This is a genomic window from Sphingomonas sp. LC-1 (assembly GCF_025371035.1).
Lineage (GTDB): Bacteria > Pseudomonadota > Alphaproteobacteria > Sphingomonadales > Sphingomonadaceae > Sphingomonas > Sphingomonas sanguinis_E.
The window spans coordinates 58,242-78,102 of the sequence record NZ_JANZXB010000001.1; the positions used below are offsets into that span (position 1 = coordinate 58,242).

The window sequence follows — 19,861 nt, forward strand, 5'->3', positions numbered from 1 at the left end:
GTCAGAGGGCTGTGTTCGCCGGCTCCGTCCTGACGTCCGCCCGGACCGGCGCGGCACAATAGTCCTTGATGAACGCCAGATGGTCCGGAATCTGCTGCAATTGCCGCGAAAGCTGTTGGTCGAGGCCGTAGAAGGAATCCTGCAAGGCGGGCGGACCGATCATTCCCGGAATGCGGTGATGGGCCTTGGGAACAAGTCCCTGCCCCAGCATGACCGAAACCCACGAATCGATCTTGAACAGATCATCCTGCCCCTGCCAGGCCCCCGCGCTTTCGACGAACAGTGCAATGCGTTGCGCGAGCGCCTCGGGCACGTTCATCGTTGAACGGCGTTGCCAGAATGCCGAGTCCGTCCGCCCGGTCTGCGCGTAGTGCAGGATGATGAAGTCTCGGATATGCTCCCATTCGTGACGCGACTGGGCGTTGAACCGTGTCCGCAGCGCCGCGCTGTCCTGTCCCTGAAACGGAAAGCCTTGGATCAGGCGCATAACCGCGATCATGACCAGATGGATGCTGGTCGACTCCAGCGGCTCGATAAACCCGGCGGCAAGTCCAAGCGCCACGCAATTGCGGCTCCAGGCCTGCCGACGCATTCCGGCGCGGAATTGCAGAGCACGCGGCTCGAATAGCGGCGCGCCCTCTATCCCGGCGAGTAGCGTGGCGGTCGCCTCGTCCTCGCTCATGTCGGCCGAGGAATAGACCAGCCCGTTGCCCACCCGCGTCTGAAGCGGGATGCACCAGCGCCAGCCCGCCCGGTGCGCGATGGCGCGGGTATAGGGAACCGGCGCAGAGACGGCTTCGGTCTGAACCGCCAACGCGCGGTCGCAGGCCAGCCATTCGCTCCAGTCCTCGAAGCCCGTCTCCAGCGCACCCTCGACCAGCAGCGCACGAAAGCCGGTGCAATCGAGGAAGAGGTCCCCCTCCACACGGTCGCCCGATACCAGATGCAGCGCGGCGATGTCGCCGCCCTCGCCATGACGCTCGATGCTGGCGATACGGCCCTCGACCCGGCGCACCCCCGCCGGTTCGGCGACGCCGCGCAGGAAGCGGGCATAGGCCGTCGCGTCGAGATGATAGGCATAGGCCAGGGTCCCTGCCTCGTCCCGTCCAAACCGGCTCGCCTCCGCTGCCCGCGCCTCGAGCGAATAGTCGGTATACGCACCGCCGAACCCGTGACGCTTGGCCTCCAACCAGAAATGCTGGAAATCGGCGATCGCCACCGACCGACCGACCGTTCCGAACGGATGGAAATAGCGCGCGCCGTCCGGTCCCCAATTCTCGAACGCGATGCCGAGCTTGAAGGTCGCCTGGGTCGCTTTCATGAATTCGGCTTCGTCGATGCCGAGAAAGGCATGGAAGCTGCGCGCCGTCGGGATGGTGGACTCGCCGACGCCGACCGTGCCGATCTCGTCCGATTCGACGAGCGTGACGTCGACCAGCGGTCCCAACTGCCGAACCAGCGCCGTTGCCGCGAGCCACCCGGCCGTCCCACCCCCGGCAATGACGACACGGGTCGGCGGATAGGGCACGCTCATCGGTTCAGCCTTTGCAGGAGATAGGCACGAAGCCGCCGCGCCATGGCCTCGTCGAGCGGCGCGAGCGGGCCGTGCGACGCCGGCGGCAAATGGGCGGTGACCGCGTCGCTCTCGCCGAAGATATAATGGTCGAAGATCGCCCGCCAGGCCTGTTTCTCCGCCGCCGGGCGGTCGCGCAGCGACAGCATGGCATGCATCACACTATCCATCGGCGTGTCGAGATAGTCCGGCGCGGCGTTCCACCAATAATTGACGAGGATGTTGAACGCTTCCAGCGCCTCGACATGGTGCCACCACAGCGCCGGATAGATCAGCAGGTCACCGGGCTCGAGGTCGGCCACCACGGCCTGGCCCATGGCATCGGCAAATCGGGGATAGCGGTCGAGATCGGGCCGGGCGAAGTCGACCATGCTGACCACCTGCCCGCCCGGCGTCGGGGCAAGCGGACCGGGATAGAGATTGCCGATCTGGTTGGGCGGAAACAGCGTGAAACGACGTCGACCAACGGCGCAGATCGCCGCATTGTTCGCCATGTCGTAATGCGCCGAGGCGATGGTCCGGTTGCCGATCCAGATACTGGCCAGTGGCGGGTGTCGGTCGAACAGCCCGTCGGAGAGAACCAGATCATTCTCGACGCGAAAGCCCGGCAGATAGGCGTCGAGATCGGTCGAACCCATGTAGAGCGCGGGCATATCCTCCGACCCGTCGCCTCCATCCAGCAGCCGCGCCATGAAGTCGCGCAGGGACAGAGTCTGTGTCTGGAAATTCAGTCCCGTGACGCTTTCGTCATAGTGAAAACGTCCGCGTATCGCCGCGTCACCCACATAGCCGGTCACCGGTCGCCCACGGTCGAAGCGCAGGAGATAGTCGGCTGCCGCACGGGAGGAAACCCGCCCTGCCTGGACCAGCGGCCAATGCGCCGCATAGCCTCGCAGGATGACCGGTTCGTTGCCTTCGACGAGCGAAGCCAGGTCGGGCGCCCCCGTTTCCGCCAGTTCACGGGCATGACGCCCAGTGGGCAGCTGGTCAGCCATGGGGGTCCAGGCTCAGCTTGCGGTCGATCAGATGGCGAAGATTGCCCAGCGAGGAGGCGATCCAGAATGCCGGTCGCAGATAGTCCCGCGCATGGAGATCGCCCAGGGCCCCGGCCTCCAGTGCCGCCAGCCGCGCGGTGTCGATCGTCAGGCAATCCGGCACATTGTACCGCCGCCCCTCGTCCAGATCGAGTTGCAGGACGGCGGGCGTCAGTAGATCGAGCGCGGCCCAACTCTCGTACATGGCCTGCTCGGTCTGCACGCCTGCATAAATGCGTTGCAGCATGACCGAGACATGATCGAGCAGCGGCGCGTTGCCGCCATGCTCGCGAAACACGGGAATGCCTTCGGTGGACAGTCGCGGATGCTCGGGATCGATGAAGACCATGGGCTCCCCGGTCGGGTCGTGGCCGATCGAAAACGGCCCGCGCGAACGGGTTGCCGGAACGTAGCGGGCCTCCCAGCGATCGCCCTTCAGGAACAGGTTTTCGTCCGGGTCGAGGCCGAGGAGAACGGTAGCGTAAAGCGCTCCACCTTCGTCGCGCCGCAACACGATGGCGTATTCGCGCTGAAGCTCCTCGAACTCGGTTGGAAACACCCGCGTCTGGTTGATGGCATCGCCGAAGCGGGCGTGATGACCGATCGCGACACGAAGGTCGCGATGGTCGACATTGTTGAGCAGTACAGGTGCGGCCATGATCGCCCCATGTACCCGGAAGACCGCAGGGGGGACAGCGGCCTTCCGAGTTTCAGAAATCAGAAGCGATAGCGTGCGCCGACCAGATAGCGGGCGGAACCTTCGGCAAGATACCAGGTGTTCATGCGATCGCGGCCATAGGTCTGGACACCCTCCTCGGTCAGGTTGATCGCCTCGAAGCCGAGCGCGAAGCGTGGCGTCAGGTCGAAGCTCATCGACACGTCGAACTGGCCATAGGGCGCGGTGAAGACCGGATTGCGATCGCCGCCGCGGTTAATATCGCTCAGGAACTTGTCGCGCCAATTGTATGACAGGCGGACCGAAATGCCGCTCTTGTCATAGATCAGCGTGGCATTGGCGGTGTCCGACAGGCCGACCAGCGCAAAGGTGTTCACGCTGGGATCGGCCGCGATGTCGATGCCGATATTGCCGCGAACCAGCGTATAGCTGGCCGCGACGCCGAAGCCCGTCTCGCCCAGGAAATACTGCCCTGCCAGCTCGACGCCATAGATATGCGCGTCGCGGTTATTGATCGGCGTGTTCACCGCAAAGTTGAACAGCGGATCGCTGGCATTCGGACTGATGTCGACCTGGCTGAGGATCGAGTCGACGAAGCCCTGGTTCAGGGCACGGCTCTGCGTGTTGTAATTGGCCGCGAACTGCGCGTTCGCCGCCGCAACATTGCCGTTATTCTGCTGAAGCAGCGCGGTATAGGTGAACAGATTGACGTCGGTGATGTCGGCGCCGAACGTGTTGGTCAGTTGCTCGCGCGCTGTGCCCGACCGCGTGCCGGCCTGACCCGATGTGGCGTCGCGCAGGCCGAACAGGTTGCGGTTCACAACGGTGTTGCCGATGAAGTTGTGCACCCGCTTGTCGAAGAAGCCCGCCGACAGGAAGACGTCCTTGCGCGGATACCATTCGACCGACAGGTCGATATTGTCCGACGACAGCGGCAAGAGGCCGGTATTGTTGGACGAGCCCGTCGCGATGCCACCGATCGCGGTCGGCCGCCCGGGCGCACCGACGCCGGTCGAGGCGAACAGGTTGCCGTAAGGGGCACGCGAGATCGTCTTGCTGTACGAGGCGCGGGCGAACAGATTGTCCAGCACCTCGATCTTGGCGTCCACCGCTGGCAACCAGTTGCTATAGGATCCGCGCGCGGAGATCGCCTGCTGATCGGTGCTGTTCTGGACGACGAAGTCGTTGTCCGCCGTCCACACGATCGCCAGCGGCACGGGTTGCAGCGACACCGCTCGCACCTTGGTATTCTCGTAACGCAGGCCGGCGACGATCTGCACGTTGCGGCCGAAAACTTGCCCGTTCCAGCTGCCCTGGAGGTATCCGGACCAGATATTCTCGCGCACCGAATTGTCGCTGTTCGCATCGATATTGTTGCGGTGATCGACGCCGTCGTTCGTCACGCCGGAATAATAGTCGAACAGCGTGTTGTAGAGCTTGGTCGCATCCTCCGTGCGGAAGGCGATTTGCGTGTTCGGATCGGCGTTCGGATTGTTATGCTCGAACTTGCAGGTGTTGCAGAACTGGAAGACCTGCCCCGGTGCCAGCCGCGCGATGTCGGGCGGCAGCGAGTTGCCCCAGTCGCCCAGCACCTGACGCGTGTTGAACTGGGTCTGGCGGGTGGTGGTGGTGCGGTAATCGGCGCCCGCGTCAAAGCGAATCTGGTCGGTGACTTCCCAGGCGGCATCGGCGCGCAGCTCGCGGATCCGCTGCGTCTGGTTCGAAGCGAATTGGCGCTGCACCGCGCTCGCCAGATCGCCGACGTCCAGTATACCGTTGTTGTTGCCCTTGATGAAGGACTGGCCGGTCGGGGTCGTGCTTTGCGTACCATCGTTGATCGTCAGCGTCTGCTGAGGGAAGCCCTTATCGGTCCAGCGCAGCGTATGCCCGGTGACGACCGGCGCGTTGATCGCGACGGTGGTCGAGGTTTGGCCATTGGGATTGTCGGGCAGGCTCTGCGCCTCGCCGATATGACCGTCGATCGACAGGGTGAAGCGGTCGCTCGGCTTCCATTCGATATTGCCGCCGACATCATACAGCCTGTTCTTCTGCGCGCGATAGGCCTGTTCGAAGGCCGCATCCTTCACGCCGTTGATCGTCTCGGCCAGGAATTGGGTGGTGGCAATGCCGTTGCTGGCATCGTCGAACGTCACCTCGCTGAACGGCCGGTTGAACCAGTTGGACTGGCTCGAGCGTCGCTCGGACTGGCGCAACTGGGCATAGAGACCATCGGCGGTGAAGGTCAGCGTGTCAGTCGGGCGGAATTGCAGGATCGCCTGGCCGTTGATCCGCTCGCGGCTGGCCTCGGAGAAGTGATAGCGGAAGTCGTTGGGCACCGAAACCAGCGGGTTGCCCGTCGGACGGTTGTTGATCTTGGTCGCGCCGTTCACGAAGCCGTTGGACGGGTTCAGGAAATCGTTGAGCGAGCGAATATTCCAATTGTCGGGCGCAACGCTCGCAAAGCTGAAATTGCGTTTCTGGTAGCTGCCGAACAGCGACACGCCCACGCGCTTTTCGCTGTCGGACCAACTGACCGTGCCCGAGGCTTCGGGCGTGACCCGCGCGCCGCAGTCGATGCAATCAGCGGAGCTGTTGTCATAGCTGCCCTTGACGCCCATCGACCCGACCAGACCGGTATCGGCATTGTCGAGCGGGCGGCGGCTGACCACGTTGACCGTCGCGCCGATGCCGCCCGACGGGATCGCGGCGCGCCCCGTCTTGTAGACCTCCAGCGTCTTCACCCCTTCCGAGGCGAGGTTGGAGAAATCGAACGAGCGCCCGAAGCCGCCCGCGCCGTCACCGCCCTGGTCGCCGCCGACCGCGACGATGTTGGATGTCGCGAGCTGGCGGCCGTTGAGCGTCACGAGATTATATTGCGCGCCGAAACCTCGGACGGTGACTGTCGAGCCCTCGCCGTTGCGTCGGTCGATCGAAACGCCGGTGATGCGCTGCAGCGACTCGGCGAGGTTGGTGTTGGCGAACTTGCCGATATCCTCGGCGCTGATGGCATCGACGACGCCGTTCGAATCGCGCTTGATCGCGATCGAGCGTTCCAGTGACGCGCGAACGCCGGTGACGACGATGTCATCGGAACTGGTTTCGGGCTGGGGATTGGTCGGGCTGGCCTCACCCGGCGGGAGTGTCTGACTGCCCGTATCCGCCTGGGGAGTGCCCTGTTGCGGGTCGATCGGCGCGGTCTGTGCCTGGCCCTGCGAGGCCAGCAGCAACCCCGCCGTCAGGCTCAAAACCGATGTCGAGCGCACGAGCACGCGCGCAAGCGTCTTCCCCTTCATCCCACCTCTCCCATTTACGGCAATGTCACGCCGCCTGTTCGCCGACTATTTCGGCTAATTATTTTCTTTATAGTTCATTGCTATACCGACCGACATCGGTGTCAATCAAAATGCCGCAGCGGCGTGGCGCCCGATCAATCAACCGGGCGACTGTGCTTCCGCCGCCACACTCACCTCTCCATTGGCGACCGGGCTCTGGGCATCGGTGGCGAGCGTCAGGCGATAGCGGCCGGGCGCGATCGCCCAACCACGGCCTGCCGTCCAGCGCGACAGGATCCGGGGATCGACGGGGATCGCCAGTGTCTTCGTCTCGCCCGGTGCCAGCGAAACCCGCTGGAATCCCGCCAGGCGCATGGGCCCCTGCCCCGTGCCCGCGAGATAGAGTTGCGGGACGATCACGCCCTGCCGCTTACCGATATTGGTGACGGCGACTTCGACGGCCGGGGCCGTGCCGCCCGTGAACCGGGCATCGCCGAAGCGAAAGCGCGTATAGCTGAGGCCATAGCCGAAAGGATAAAGCGGCCGGTCACCGCGCGCGGCGTACCAGCGATACCCGACATTGCTGCCTTCCGAATAATCGACCGGGAACGGGGCGAGATCGCCGGTGTCGACGACGCCCGCGTTGCTCGACGCGTCGGTCAATGCGGTCACGCCAGCGGGCAGCACCGGGTTCGGTCGGGGCAGTTGGGCGGCACGGACCGGAAAGCTGATCGGCAGACGGCCCGAAGCGTCGACCTGACCCAATAGAACACGCGCGATCGCTTCGCCCCCGCGCTGGCCGGGATACCAGGCCTGGACAATCCCCGCGACCTGATCGGCCCAGGGCATCAGGACCGGCCCGCCGGTCTCCAGCACGACGACGCTGCGCGGGTTGGCCTTTGCGACCGCCGCGATCAGCGCGTCCTGATTATCCGGCAGCGACAGCGAAGTCGCGTCCTGCGCTTCGGTCTGCCACTGGGTCGCGAACACGATCGCAATGTCGGCCGACTTGGCCGCCGCCGCAGCAACAGCAGGATCGCGACCGTCGACGAAGGTGACCTGCGCACCGGGGGCCAGCGCCCGCATCGCACGCAGCGGTGAGGAGGCGTGATAGGTGATCCGCGCGAACGACGCCGCCGCGCCCTTGGTCAGCGGAATCTCGATCGGCGCGCCGCCGACCGAGCGAACCTGGCTCGACCCGCCGCCCGACAATACGCCGACATCGGCATGGCCGCCGATCAGCACGATCCGCCGCACCGTCGCGGCCAAAGGCAGGACGTCGCGGTCGTTCTTCAGCAGCACGATTCCCGCCTCCGCCGTGCGCTGTGCGACATCGGCATGGGCGGCATAGTCGATCGCCTGTGCGGTCGCAGGGGTCGGATCATCGTACAGCCCGCTGGCGATGACGCCGGTCAGGATCCGCGTGACCATCTCATCCAGCCGCGCCTCGGGCACGCGACCGCTGGCAATCGCATCCGCCAGCGGCTTGCCGAAATAAATCTGCTTGTCGAGTTCCTGGCCCGATTCCTGATCCAGTCCGGCGAGCGCCGCCTTCTCGGTCGAATGGACGCCGCCCCAGTCGCTCATGACGAAGCCGGGATAGCGCCATTCGTCGCGAAGGACCTGGGTCAGCAGGAAACGGTTCTCGCACGAATAGTCGCCATTGACCTTGTTATAGGCGCACATGACCGACCCGGGCCGTCCCCCGTCGATGGCGATCTTGAACGCGAGCAGATCGCTTTCGCGCAGCGCCTTCTCGTCGATGCGCGCGTCCAGGATGTTGCGCCCGGTTTCCTGCGCGTTCAGCGCATAGTGTTTGACCGTGGACACGATATGCTGGGACTCGACGCCACGGATCGACGCACCTGCCATGATTCCGGCCAGCAGCGGATCTTCGCCCAGATATTCGAAGTTCCGCCCGTTCCATGCATCACGCGTCAGGTTGACGCCGCCTGCCAGCAGTACGTTGAAGGTCTTGGCGCGCGCTTCCGCCCCGATCATCGCTCCCCCGGCATAGGCGATGGCGGGATCGAAACTGGCCGCCGTCGCCAGGCTGGAGGGCAAGGCGGTGGCGGTGTCGCCCTTTCGCTGTTCGACCTGATTGGCGACGCCCAGGCTCGCATCGCTTTCCCGCAACGTCGGGATGCCCAGACGCGGCACGCCGGGCACATAGCCGGCCGAGGGTATCATGTCGGCATGACGTTCCTTGGTCATGGGCGGGAACAGGCCATGGACATAGGCCAGCTTTTCGGCGCGGGTCATCGCCTTGACCAGCGCGCGGGCGCGTTCGACCGCCGGAGCCGCCTTGTCACGCCATGCGCCCTCAGTCGCCTGAGCCTGCGACGAGGTTTGCTGCGCCGATGCGACGACCGGCGCGGCCCCCGCAAGGAGCGCGACGACAAGGGCGTGACGATAGGACATGGTGGCGCTCCGAACAGGGGTTCGGGAAACCCGGCCGAGGCATATGGAGCACGGCCCGATGCGCGGCGCGCATCGTCGGCGTGACGATCCTCTCCCGGTCTTCCCGTTTTCAGCGCCTGTTGTCCGCAAGACTGACAACGATGTCAACGGTCAATCCTCCGCCGTCGCCTTCGACTGCTCGTAGCGACCCGTAATGGCACCCTGCACCCGATTGCATAAGATCGCGGCATGTGGGACGCTTTGCCGTCGTTCTGCACCTCTCATCGGCTAGGCCGATCCAGCATGCCGCTTTTTTGTCTTTCGACCGGATGTTTCCATGAAGGCGCTTACCATCAAGGACGTGGCCCGACAGGCCGGCGTTTCCCCCAAGACCGTTTCCCGCGTCATCAACGGCGAAGCGCATGTCCGACCGGCGGTACGAGAGGCTGTCTCGCGCGTGGTGGCGGAGATGAATTACCAGCCGAACGCCTTTGCCCGTAGCCTGTCAAGCGCGCGCTCCTTTCTGATCGGCCTGTTCTTCGACGATCCGGCATGCAGCTATGCCAATGACGTACTGCTTGGCGCGCTCGACCGCGCGCGGTCGCTGGGCCGCCACGTCGTCATCGAGACCGTGGCGCTCGACCGTCCGGATTGGCAGGCCCGGCTGGAGGAAAGCCTGGTCGGGTTGAAACTGGGCGGCGCGATCCTGACGCCGCCGATCTGCGACTGCGAGGGACTGATCGCAATTTTCGAGCGGCACGGTGTGCCGTTGGTTCGGATTGCGCCGGGTACCGACGTCGATCGCACGCCCCATGTCAGGATTGACGACCGCGCGGCGGCGCGCACCATGGCGGAGCATCTGATCCATCTCGGCCACCGCGACATCGCTTTCATCAAGGGCAACCCGACCCATCATTCCGCCCATCGCCGTTGGCTAGGGTTTCAGGATGCCTTGGATGCTGCCGGTATGACGCTCGACGAACAGGCGGTGTTGCAGGGGGACTTCACCTTCCGATCCGGCATCGTCGCCGCCGAGGCTCTGTTACATGGTGCACGCCGACCGAGCGCCATTTTCGCGAGCAACGATGAAATGGCCCTGGGCGTGCTGGTGGCTGCGATGCGGGCACAGATCGCGGTACCCCAGAAATTGGCCATTGTCGGGTTCGATGATGCCCAGCTGGCACGCATGGCCTGGCCACAGCTGACGACGATCCGGCAACCCAATAGCGAGATGGCGGCTGCCGCCGTCAGCCTGCTGGCAGAACGAAGCGATGGTCCCGATGGCGCAAGATCCTCGATCGAACTCCCCTATGAGCTGATGGTCAGAGCGAGTTCCTGTAGCCCGTGATTGGGTAGCGCGAATGCCGGTATCGCTATGTAGTACGGGCCGGGTGGAAGCTGGCCGGAACGAGGCCAAAGCAGGCAGCCAAGCTATTCCCCGCATCTGGCCCTAGCCCGGATAGCAGGTCCCCGTTTCGCGGGAAGGCAAGGGCCCATCCTTGCCATCTCGTTTGGCTCAAAGCCGGTGATAGTCCCGGAACCACGCTACGAACCGCCCCAGTCCCTCTTCTAGGGCGACCTGGGGCCGATAGCCGGTGATCGCGTGGAGCCGAGACGTGTCGGCATAGGTCGAGGTGACGTCGCCGGGCTGCATCGGCTTCATGATCTTGATCGCCTCGCGTCCGATTGCGGCCTCGAGCGTAGCGATCATGCTCATCAGGCCGACCGGATGGCTGCCGCCGATATTGAGGATGCGGTGTTCGCCATTCGCATGCGGGCGGTCCAGCACGCCCAGGATGCCGTCGACGATATCGTCGATATAGGTGAAATCGCGCGCCATTCGCCCCTCGCCGAAAATCTCGATCGGCTCGCCCGCCAGGATGCGCCGGGTGAAGGAGAAATAGGCCATGTCGGGCCGCCCCCATGGGCCATACGCCGTAAAGAAGCGAAGCCCCGTCTGCGCAAAGCCGTAGAGTGTGGCATAGGACTGGCTCATCAACTCGCCTGCCCGCTTGGTGGCGGCATAGAGCGAGACGGGCGAGACGGCGGGTTCGTCCTCCCGAAAGCCCTGCCCACCCATCGGCTTGTCGCCATAGATCGAGCTCGACGAGGCATAGACGAGATGCGCGAAGCCCGGCTGGTGGCGGCACGCCTCCAATATGGCCAGATGCCCGGCAAGGTTCGACCGCTCATAGGCGAAGGGCTGATCGATGCTGTGGCGGACGCCCGCTTGCGCCGCCAGATGAACGACGCGGGTGATGCCGTGCCGACGCATCACGGCGGCGACAGCATCCGGCTCGGCTATGTCCAATTGGTGGAAGGTGAAACCGCGGGTCTGCGCGAAGTTGGCCAGCCGCGCCTGTTTCAGGGCCGGGTCATAATAATCGTTGAGAATATCGACGCCGATCACCGTCTCCCCGCGCGCCAGCAAACGCTGGGCGGTGGCATGACCGATAAAGCCGGCGGCGCCGGTAACGAGGATGGGAGACGTCATGCCGTTCAGCGTCCGACGATCCCGTCACGACAGGAAGACCGTTTCATCATTCGGCCAACAACGCGCATTAAAGACCACTCCATATCATCTGGGGGAACCGCCGCACCGCCCGTCGGACGGGCAAGCGACGCTTCCTTAACCCTGCCGTATCAAGACTAATGAAAAGATACCGGCGCTCAGATGCCGTCCGGGACGACACGATGCCCGGCCTTCTCCAGCGCCTGGGTCAGCGCGTGGATACAGGCCTCCGCCACCGCCGGGTCGGCGCTCCGCACGACGAAGTTCGCCCCGGTACGGCCTTCGCGGAAAAAGGGGTAGCTCCCGATGGCGACGCCCTCATGCGCCTTTTCAGTCGCGCCCAGCAGGTCGGCGACTTCGCTTTCGCCCACCCAGCAGCCGATCGTCCGGGATATGACCGGTCGGCCACCCTCCAGCGTGCCGGTCAGCGCATCGAGCATTCCGGCGGTGATATGCGGAACCCCCGCCATGACGAAGATATTGCCGATCCGGATACCCGGCGCGCCCGAGACGCGGTTCGGGATCAGCGAGGCCCCTTCCGGCGTCCGCGCCATGCGGGCCCGGGCCGCAGTCACGCCGCCCCGGTCCTGATAATAATGGTCCAGGATCGCACGGGCCTCCGCATGTTCGATCACGGGGACGCCCAGCGCCTCGGCGATCGCATCGACGGTGATGTCGTCATGCGTGGGGCCGATGCCCCCGGTGGTGAACAGATAGTCGTTGCGCATGCGCAGGATATTGACCGCCTCGACGATTGCTTCGGTCCGGTCGGCGACGACACGCACTTCGGCCAGGCGAATACCCTGAACGTTCAACCAGCTCGCCAGCTGCGCCACGTTCCGGTCCTGGGTGCGACCCGACAGGATTTCGTCACCGATCACGACCAGCGCGGCGGTCCAGATACGCTCTTGATGGGGCAGGGATTCCATGGGCAGGACATAGCCTCGCAAAATCGCCCGCGCCACGCTATATCGCGCGCATGACCGATTATGTGACCGTTTCCGCCGACGCGCCCCAGGGGCGGACCGGCGCGATCAAGCTGTGGGGCCGCGAGGCGTTCGAGGGCATGCACAAGGCGGGCCGTCTGGCCGCCGAGACGCTGGATATGCTGGTGCCGCATATGGTGCCGGGCGTCTCCACCGCCGAGATCAACCGCCTAGTCCATGAATTCATCGTCGAGCGCGGCGGGGTTCCGGCCACGCTGGGCTATCGCGGCTATGCCCATTCGACCTGCATCTCGATCAACCATGTCGTCTGCCACGGCATCCCGTCCGAAAAGACGTTGAAGTCGGGCGATATCGTCAATGTCGACGTGACCCCGATCGTCGATGGTTGGCATGGCGACACCAGCCGCATGTACCTGATCGGCGATGTGCCGCTAAAGGCGCGCAAGCTGGTCGAAGTAACCTATGAATGCCTGATGCTGGGCATCGAGCAGGCCAAGCCCGGCAAGCATATGGGCGACGTCGCCCATGCCATCCAGCAGCATGCCGAAAAGCATCGTTACGGGGTCGTCCGCGATTTTTGCGGCCATGGCCTGGGCCTGTTGTTCCACGACGCGCCGGAAGTCGTCCATGTCGGTCGCCCCGGTACCGGCCCGGAGCTGAAACCCGGCATGATCTTCACCATCGAGCCGATGATCAATATCGGCCGCCCCGACGTGAAGCTGCTGGATGACGGCTGGACGGCGGTGACGCGCGACCGGTCGCTGTCGGCGCAGTTCGAGCATTCGATCGGCATTACCGAAGAGGGCTGCGAGATTTTCACGCTCAGCCCGGCGGGCTACACCCAGCCGCCCTATATCTGAGGTCGTGATGCTGGGCGCGATCCGGGTTGCGGCGCGCGACCGCGCCCGGCTGGCCGAGGTGATCGCGACCGCGTCGCGCTTCGGCCTGGACGTTCTATTGGCACGGTTGGGTCTCGACCCGTCCCGTCGCGATCCCGACGCCCTGCCCTTCGACCTGCCCGTCCGTACGCGACAGGCGATGGAGGCACTGGGCCCCGTCTGGGTCAAGCTGGGCCAGATCCTGGCCACGCGTGCCGACCTCCTGCCGCCAGAATGGATCGCCGAACTCGAAAAGCTGCATAGCGCCGCGCCCCGCCTGCCCTTCAACTCCCTTCGCGGACAGGTGGAGGCGGCATTGGGTGAGGCACCGGAGACGGCCTTTTCTCGCTTCGACCCAGAGCCGCTGGCCGCCGCGTCGATCGCACAGGTGCATCGTGCCGCGCTTCCCGACGGTACCGAGGTCGTCCTGAAGATAAGGCGGCCCGGCATCCGCCCCGTCATGGAAGCCGACCTCCGCCTGCTGACCCAATTGGCATCGATGGCGGAGGCCGCCAATGCCGAAGCCCGGCGCTATGGCACGACCCGGATGATTCGCGAGTTGGGGCGCGACATTCTGGAAGAACTCGATTTTACCAATGAAGGGCGCAACGCCGACCGGCTGCGACAGGATTTCGCGGGCGACCGCCGGGTCCTCGTCCCCGCCATTCACTGGAGCATGTCATCCGAAACCCTGCTGGTGATGGATTATGTCGAGGGCGTGTCACCTCGTAACGCTGCGGCGCTGGAGGCGGCCGGTATCGACCCGGCCGCCATCGCGTCGGCCGGGGCGGACATCGTGCTCGACATGACGTTGATCAACGGCCGGTTCCACGGCGATCCGCATCCCGGCAATCTTCTCTGCCTGCCCGGCAACCGCATCGCGATGCTGGACCTGGGCCTGATCGGCCATGTCAGCCCACGACGCCGGGAAGAAGTGATCGCCTTCACCCAATCCATCGCCAATAGCGATCCCGCGCTGCTTGCAGAGACGCTCAAGCAATGGTCGCAAACCGATGATATCGCGCCTGAACGCTTCCAGGCCGTGGCCGACCGGCTGGTGGTCCGCCATGGCGGTGGCGCACTTCGGCTGACCGCGATCCTCGCCGACATCTTCCCCGTGCTGCGCGAAGAGCGGATCGTCCTGCAACCCGACATGCTGCTGCTGTTCAAGGCGCTGATCACCATCGACGGCGTGTTGAGCGGCATCCAACCCGATTTCGATCTGTCTGCCGCGCTGCGTCGCGCGAGCGCCAAGATCGTCGAGGCGCGGCTGTCCCCCGAACGATGGACCCGGCGCGCCGCCGCGCTGGCGCTGGAGTTGGATCGACTGGGCGACGACCTGCCCCGCCTGATCCGCGCCACGACGCGCAAGCTGGAAAGCGAGAATGCCGTGGTGCCAACCAGTGGGATCGAGGCCGCGATCCGCACCGGCACGGGCTGGATCGCCGCCGCCCTGGCGCTGTCGGGCGTGGCGATCGCCATCGCGATCCATCTGGGGTAGCAACTTCGCGCGAGAGCGATAGTGACGAACCCGCGACACCACGTTAAAGGCGCGGGCCATGACCGAGATCACGCCCCAGATCGTCGCCGACCACGGCCTGTCCGAAGAAGAATATCAGCGCGTCCTGAGCGCGCTCGGCCGCGAGCCCAACCTCGTCGAGCTTGGCATCTTCTCGGTGATGTGGTCCGAGCATTGCAGCTATAAGTCGAGCCGCATCCACCTGAAGAAGCTGCCCACCGAGGGGCCTCAGGTGATCTGCGGGCCCGGCGAGAATGCGGGCGTCATCGACATCGGCGACGGCCAGGCCGCCATCTTCAAGATGGAGAGCCACAACCACCCCTCGTACATCGAACCCTATCAGGGCGCGGCGACGGGCGTGGGCGGCATCCTGCGCGACGTGTTCACCATGGGCGCGCGGCCGGTCGCGAACCTGAACGCGCTGCGCTTCGGGCGGCCCGATCACCCCAAGATGCGCCACCTGATCTCGGGCGTGGTGCACGGCATCGGCGGCTATGGCAATTGCGTCGGCGTGCCGACCGTGGGCGGCGAGGTGAACTTCCACCCCGCCTATGACGGCAACATCCTGGTCAATGCGATGACCGTCGGCGTCGCCGATCAGGACAAGATCTTCTATTCGGCCGCCAGCGGCGTCGGCAATCCGATCGTCTATGTCGGGTCGAAGACCGGTCGCGACGGCATTCACGGCGCGACCATGGCCTCGGCCGATTTCGGCGAGGATGCGGAGGCCAAGCGCCCGACCGTGCAGGTCGGCGACCCCTTCACCGAAAAGCTGCTGATCGAGGCGTGCCTCGAACTCATGGCCTCAGACGCGATCGTCGCGATCCAGGATATGGGCGCGGCGGGCCTGACCTCGTCGTCGGTCGAGATGGCGTCCAAGGGCGGCGTCGGCATCGAATTGATCATGGACGATGTGCCCCAGCGCGAAGAGGGCATGACGGCGTACGAAATGATGCTGTCGGAAAGCCAGGAGCGGATGCTCATGGTGCTGAAGCCCGGTCGCGAGGATTTCGCCGAGGCGATCTTCCGCAAGTGGGAACTGGACTTCGCGGTCATCGGTCATGTGACCGAGACCGGCCGCATGGTCCTGCGCCATAAGGGCGAGATCGTCTGCGACATCCCACTCGCGCCGCTGGCCGATGACGCGCCGCTTTACGACCGTCCGCATGTCCCGACCGAAGTGCCTGCCGCGATCACCTCGCCGGGCTGTAAGGACCCGGCGGCGGACCTGCTCAAGCTGATGGGCTCGCCCGACATTGCCTCGCGCCGGTGGATCTGGGAGCAGTATGACCATATGGTCGGCGGCGACACGGTGCAGCGCCCCGGCGGCGACGCCGCCGTGGTCCGCGTCCATGGCACGCAGAAGGGGCTCGCGATGAGCACCGATTGCACCCCGCGCTATTGCTATGCCGATCCCGTCACCGGCGGCATGCAGGCGGTGGTCGAGACGTGGCGCAACATCACCGCGGTCGGCGCCAAGCCGCTCGCCATCACCAACTGCCTCAACTTCGCCAATCCGCAGCGCCCCGAGATCATGGGCCAGATCGTCGGCTGCCTCGAGGGCATGAGCCAGGCCTGCCGCGCGCTCGACTATCCGATCGTGTCGGGCAACGTCTCGCTCTACAACGAATCGAAGGCGACCGGCGGCGGCTCGGCGATCCTGCCGACCCCGGCGATCGGCGGCGTCGGCCTGCTGGCCGACTGGTCGAAGTCGGCGACCGTGGCCTTCAAGGGCAGCGGCGACGTCATCGTCCTGATCGGTGCCCCCAAGGGTGAGATCGGCCAGTCGCTCTGGCTGCGCGAAGTCCATGGCATCGAGGGTCGCGAAGCCGGTCCGCCTCCGTCGATTGATCTGGATGCCGAGCGCCGCACCGGCGATCTGATCCGCGAATCGATCACGGCCGGACATCTGACCGCCGTGCACGACGTGTCGGATGGTGGCGTCGCGGTCGCCGTGGCCGAGATGGCACTGGCGGGCAATATCGGCGCATTGATCCAGTTCCCGACCCAGGGTGAGGCTTGCCGCCAGCTCTTCGCCGAGGATCAGGGCCTCTACATCGCCACCGTCGAGGATACCGCGCTGATCGACTTCCTCGCCAACGCGCATCAGGCAGGCGTCGAGGTGGAGCGGATCGGTCGCACGGCGGGCAGCCGCCTGATCTTCGAGCGCGAGGATGGCGACTTCGTCGTGTCGCTCGACGAACTGCGCCGCGCGCATGAGGGCTTCTTCCCTGCGCTGATGGGCGCCGACGCCGCCCTGGCCTAAGACGATGCCGGAGCCTCGGCCGCGTGCCGGGGCTCCGCGCAACGCCGCAATATTCCATAGCCGATCGCCGCGGCCAGCAGCGATGCGATCAATATGCCCAGCGACGCCGCCTCGCGCATCTCGCCAGCACCAAAGGCGAGCCCGGCGATGAAGAGCGAGATCGTGAAACCGATCCCCGCCAGCGCCCCCACGCCCACCACCATCGGCCAACTGACCCGATTGGGACGCTCGGCCAGACCCAGCGCGCTTGCCGCCCAGGTGAAGCCCAGAAAGCCCAAAGGCTTGCCCACCACCAGCCCCAGCACGACGCCCAGGACGAGCGGGCTGCCGATCATCGGCAGCAGATCGGCGGAGAAATGGATGCGGACATTGGACAGGGCGAAAAGCGGCAGCACGACATAATTCACCCAAGGCGTCAGTATCTCGATCAACCGGCTGCTCGCCACGCGGGTCGCCGATGCCATTTCCTGGAGATAGCCCAGACGCTCCTCCGCCTGCTCGCGCAGTTGCCGTTCCTCCTCGCCATCGTCCGCGCTCTCCGCCGCGCCGTGCGCGCTTTGGAACTCGTCGACCCGGCGCTGGACCCGCTGGGCGAAATCGCGCTGGTGGAGCCGCGGCGCGACGGGCACGGTCAGTCCGATCATGACCCCGGCGATCGTCGCATGGATGCCCGATTCCAGCACCCCGCCCCAGACGATCAGCGCCAGCAGCACATAGGGAACCGACGATACCCAGCCGATCCGGCGGAGCCCGACGATCCCCGCCAGCGCAACCCCCGCCGTGATCAAACCACGCGGGTCGATCGCATCGCTATAGGCAAAGGCAATCACGAGCAGTCCGCCGACATCGTCGACCGCGGCAAAGGCCAGCATCAACGCCCGCAGACCCACCGGCAGGCTGGTCGCGAACAGGGCGATCAGCGCCAGGCCGAAGGCCGTGTCCGTGGTGATGACGCTGCCCCATCCCGGCGCGGCGGGCGTCCCACCGGCGACCAGCAGATATAACCCGACCGGAACCAGCATCCCGCCAACCGCGCCGGCCAGCGGAAAGGCCGCGCTACGCCAATGCGCCAGCGGCCCGGCAACCATCTCCCGCTTCACGTCCGCGCCGACGATGACGAAGAACAAGGGCAAAAGGGCATGGTCGATCCACTCGGCCAGCGTGTGCGACACCCCCGCCGCACCGAAGCGGATCGCGACGGACGTATCCCAAAACCCCTCCACCGCGCGAGCCCAGGGGCTGTTGGTCAGGACCAACGCCAGGATCGTCGCCAGCAGCAGCGGACCGCCGGTCACGTCGGACCCGGCGAAAAACGGCTCGATCTTGCGCAGGAATGCCATGGCAGCCGGCGAGGAATGCGCGCGCGCGCTGGCGCGGCCGGTCAGGCGAGGTGACAATCCCATGCCAAACCAATGCTTCGCCGGTCAGGCGGTTGCATCCTGCGCCTTGGCGGGTAAGCCCGCCCGACCTGTATGGAGCATGTCATTGGCCGACGATCCCGCCCCCGCCCCTTTGCCTGCCGCCCAGATGGTGGGCGGGCGATGGGTAACGCTCGACGTGCTGAGGGGCGTGGCGGTGATGGAGATCCTGCTGGCGAACCTGCCTGGATTCGCCCTGCCCGATCCGGCCTATTCCAATCCCATGGCCTGGGGTGGGAGAAGATCGATCGATCTGGCCGTATGGTTCCTTACCGAGGTCTTCGTCAACGGGCGGATGCGCGGCCTCTTCTCGCTTTTGTTCGGGGCCTCGACCCTGTTAATCCTTCAGCGCGCCGACGCCGCCGGGCTGAACGGCGCGTCGGTCCATCTGCGCCGCATGGCCGTGCTGTTCCTGTTCGGGCTGGCCCATCTGACCTTCATCTGGTCCGGCGATATTCTGGCGCATTACGCGCTGGTCGGGGTGGTCGCTCTGGGCTTTGTCGGGTTGAGCGCACGGACATTGTGCTGGACCGCGATCGCCATGGCCGGCTTGTCTATGGCGATGGGATGGCTGGAATGTTTCGGCCTTTTCGCCGCCGCCGCGCGGGACACGCCGCGCTCGGTGGCGCTGTGGGACCTTTATCAGCGCGCATTCGGCACGCCTGACCCTACACAGCTTGCCCCTGAAATCGCGGCGATGCGCGGCCCTTGGGCGGTCTCGACCGCCTATCGGCTGGCGCACAACGGCAACCCCCTGTTCGACCTTATTCAGATCGGGCCGGACACGCTCAGCGCGATGCTGCTGGGCATGGCGGCACTCAAATCGGGTTTCCTAACCGGGCAATGGCCGCGACGAAGCTACAAGCGCTGGGCGATCATCGCCCTGCCCCTGTCCTGCGCGGCCTATGCCGGGATGGCGGTGGCGGTGATGGCGAGCGACTATGACGTGCGCGCCGTAACGCTGGTCGAATTGTTCCTCAATGTGCCGTTCCGGCTGATCGGAACGATCGGCTATGCCGCCCTCATCCTGCTGCTGTTGAGGCCGGGTGGCTGGTGGACGGGGCGAATCGCCGCCGCCGGACGGATGGCCTTCACCAATTATCTCGCGACCAGTGTCGTAATGACCCTGGTCTTCTACGGCCATGGATTGGGGCAGTTCGCGCACTGGACACGGGCCAGCCTGTATCTTCTGATCCCTCCGATGTGGGGTGCGATGCTGCTCTGGTCCAAACCCTGGCTCGACCGTTTCGGACAGGGGCCGCTGGAGCAGTTATGGCGTCTGGCGGTCCGGGCGCGTCTCTAACCTGCCACCTAATATTTGCAAACGCATCGCAACAGCCTTGCGATCCACTCTCATTAGCGCTAG

General features: G+C 65.2%; 13 protein-coding genes. 5 read left to right on the forward strand and 8 right to left on the reverse strand.

Annotated features, from left to right (window positions below; translation table 11 throughout):
• Position 1 precedes the first annotated feature (1 nt).
• The 5 genes from NZL82_RS00285 to NZL82_RS00305 form a co-directional block, all read right to left on the reverse strand.
• Positions 2–1,534 carry a tryptophan halogenase family protein gene (locus tag NZL82_RS00285; protein ID WP_261267782.1) on the reverse strand — a complete coding sequence of 511 codons (1,533 nt, stop codon included), beginning with the start codon at positions 1,532–1,534 and terminating at the stop codon, positions 2–4.
• Positions 1,531–2,568 carry a cupin-like domain-containing protein gene (locus tag NZL82_RS00290; RefSeq protein ID WP_261267783.1) on the reverse strand — a complete coding sequence of 346 codons (1,038 nt, stop codon included), beginning with the start codon at positions 2,566–2,568 and terminating at the stop codon, positions 1,531–1,533. The genes NZL82_RS00285 and NZL82_RS00290 overlap by 4 nt, the downstream gene beginning before the upstream one ends.
• Entirely contained in the window at positions 2,561–3,265 is a 705-nt protein-coding gene (locus NZL82_RS00295; protein WP_261267784.1) for a SapC family protein, read from the reverse strand. The genes NZL82_RS00290 and NZL82_RS00295 overlap by 8 nt, the downstream gene beginning before the upstream one ends.
• A 59-nt stretch (positions 3,266–3,324) precedes the next feature.
• Entirely contained in the window at positions 3,325–6,576 is a 3,252-nt protein-coding gene (locus tag NZL82_RS00300) for a TonB-dependent receptor (RefSeq protein ID WP_261267785.1), read from the reverse strand.
• A 138-nt stretch (positions 6,577–6,714) separates the two neighbouring features.
• Positions 6,715–8,976, reverse strand: coding sequence for a beta-glucosidase (locus NZL82_RS00305; RefSeq protein ID WP_261267786.1), 2,262 nt, complete (start codon positions 8,974–8,976; stop codon positions 6,715–6,717).
• Positions 8,977–9,292: 316 nt separating this feature from the next.
• Between NZL82_RS00305 and NZL82_RS00310 the strand changes: the two genes are divergently transcribed.
• Complete coding sequence (locus NZL82_RS00310) at positions 9,293–10,303, forward strand: LacI family DNA-binding transcriptional regulator (RefSeq protein WP_261267787.1); 1,011 nt, start codon at positions 9,293–9,295, stop codon at positions 10,301–10,303.
• Positions 10,304–10,471: 168 nt separating this feature from the next.
• Here the strand turns inward: NZL82_RS00310 and NZL82_RS00315 are convergent, their stop codons facing one another.
• Both NZL82_RS00315 and NZL82_RS00320 read right to left on the reverse strand, forming a co-directional pair.
• Positions 10,472–11,449, reverse strand: coding sequence for an SDR family NAD(P)-dependent oxidoreductase (locus tag NZL82_RS00315; protein ID WP_261267788.1), 978 nt, complete (start codon positions 11,447–11,449; stop codon positions 10,472–10,474).
• Between the two features lie 176 nt (positions 11,450–11,625).
• On the reverse strand, positions 11,626–12,396 hold the full coding sequence (locus tag NZL82_RS00320) for a molybdopterin-binding protein (RefSeq protein ID WP_261267789.1): 771 nt from the start codon (positions 12,394–12,396) through the stop codon (positions 11,626–11,628).
• Between the two features lie 50 nt (positions 12,397–12,446).
• On the opposite strand from NZL82_RS00320, the gene map reads away from it, so the two are divergent.
• From map to purL, 3 genes are read left to right on the forward strand one after another with little or no spacing between them, the layout of a single operon-like run.
• Positions 12,447–13,274, forward strand: coding sequence for a type I methionyl aminopeptidase (gene map / locus NZL82_RS00325; RefSeq protein WP_261267790.1), 828 nt, complete (start codon positions 12,447–12,449; stop codon positions 13,272–13,274).
• Between the two features lie 7 nt (positions 13,275–13,281).
• Positions 13,282–14,793, forward strand: a complete 1,512-nt coding sequence (locus tag NZL82_RS00330) for an AarF/ABC1/UbiB kinase family protein (protein WP_261267791.1) — start codon at positions 13,282–13,284, stop codon at positions 14,791–14,793.
• Positions 14,794–14,851: 58 nt separating this feature from the next.
• A complete protein-coding gene (gene purL / locus NZL82_RS00335) occupies positions 14,852–17,077 on the forward strand; it encodes a phosphoribosylformylglycinamidine synthase subunit PurL (protein ID WP_261267792.1) in 2,226 nt (741 codons plus the stop codon).
• Here the strand turns inward: purL and nhaA are convergent.
• A complete protein-coding gene (nhaA, locus tag NZL82_RS00340; RefSeq protein ID WP_261267793.1) occupies positions 17,074–18,480 on the reverse strand; it encodes a Na+/H+ antiporter NhaA in 1,407 nt (468 codons plus the stop codon). The genes purL and nhaA overlap by 4 nt on opposite strands.
• Positions 18,481–18,562: 82 nt before the next feature.
• On the opposite strand from nhaA, the gene NZL82_RS00345 reads away from it, so the two are divergent.
• Positions 18,563–19,798 (forward strand): DUF418 domain-containing protein, encoded by a 1,236-nt coding sequence (locus tag NZL82_RS00345; protein WP_261267794.1) that lies wholly within the window; start codon positions 18,563–18,565, stop codon positions 19,796–19,798.
• Positions 19,799–19,861 lie beyond the last annotated feature (63 nt).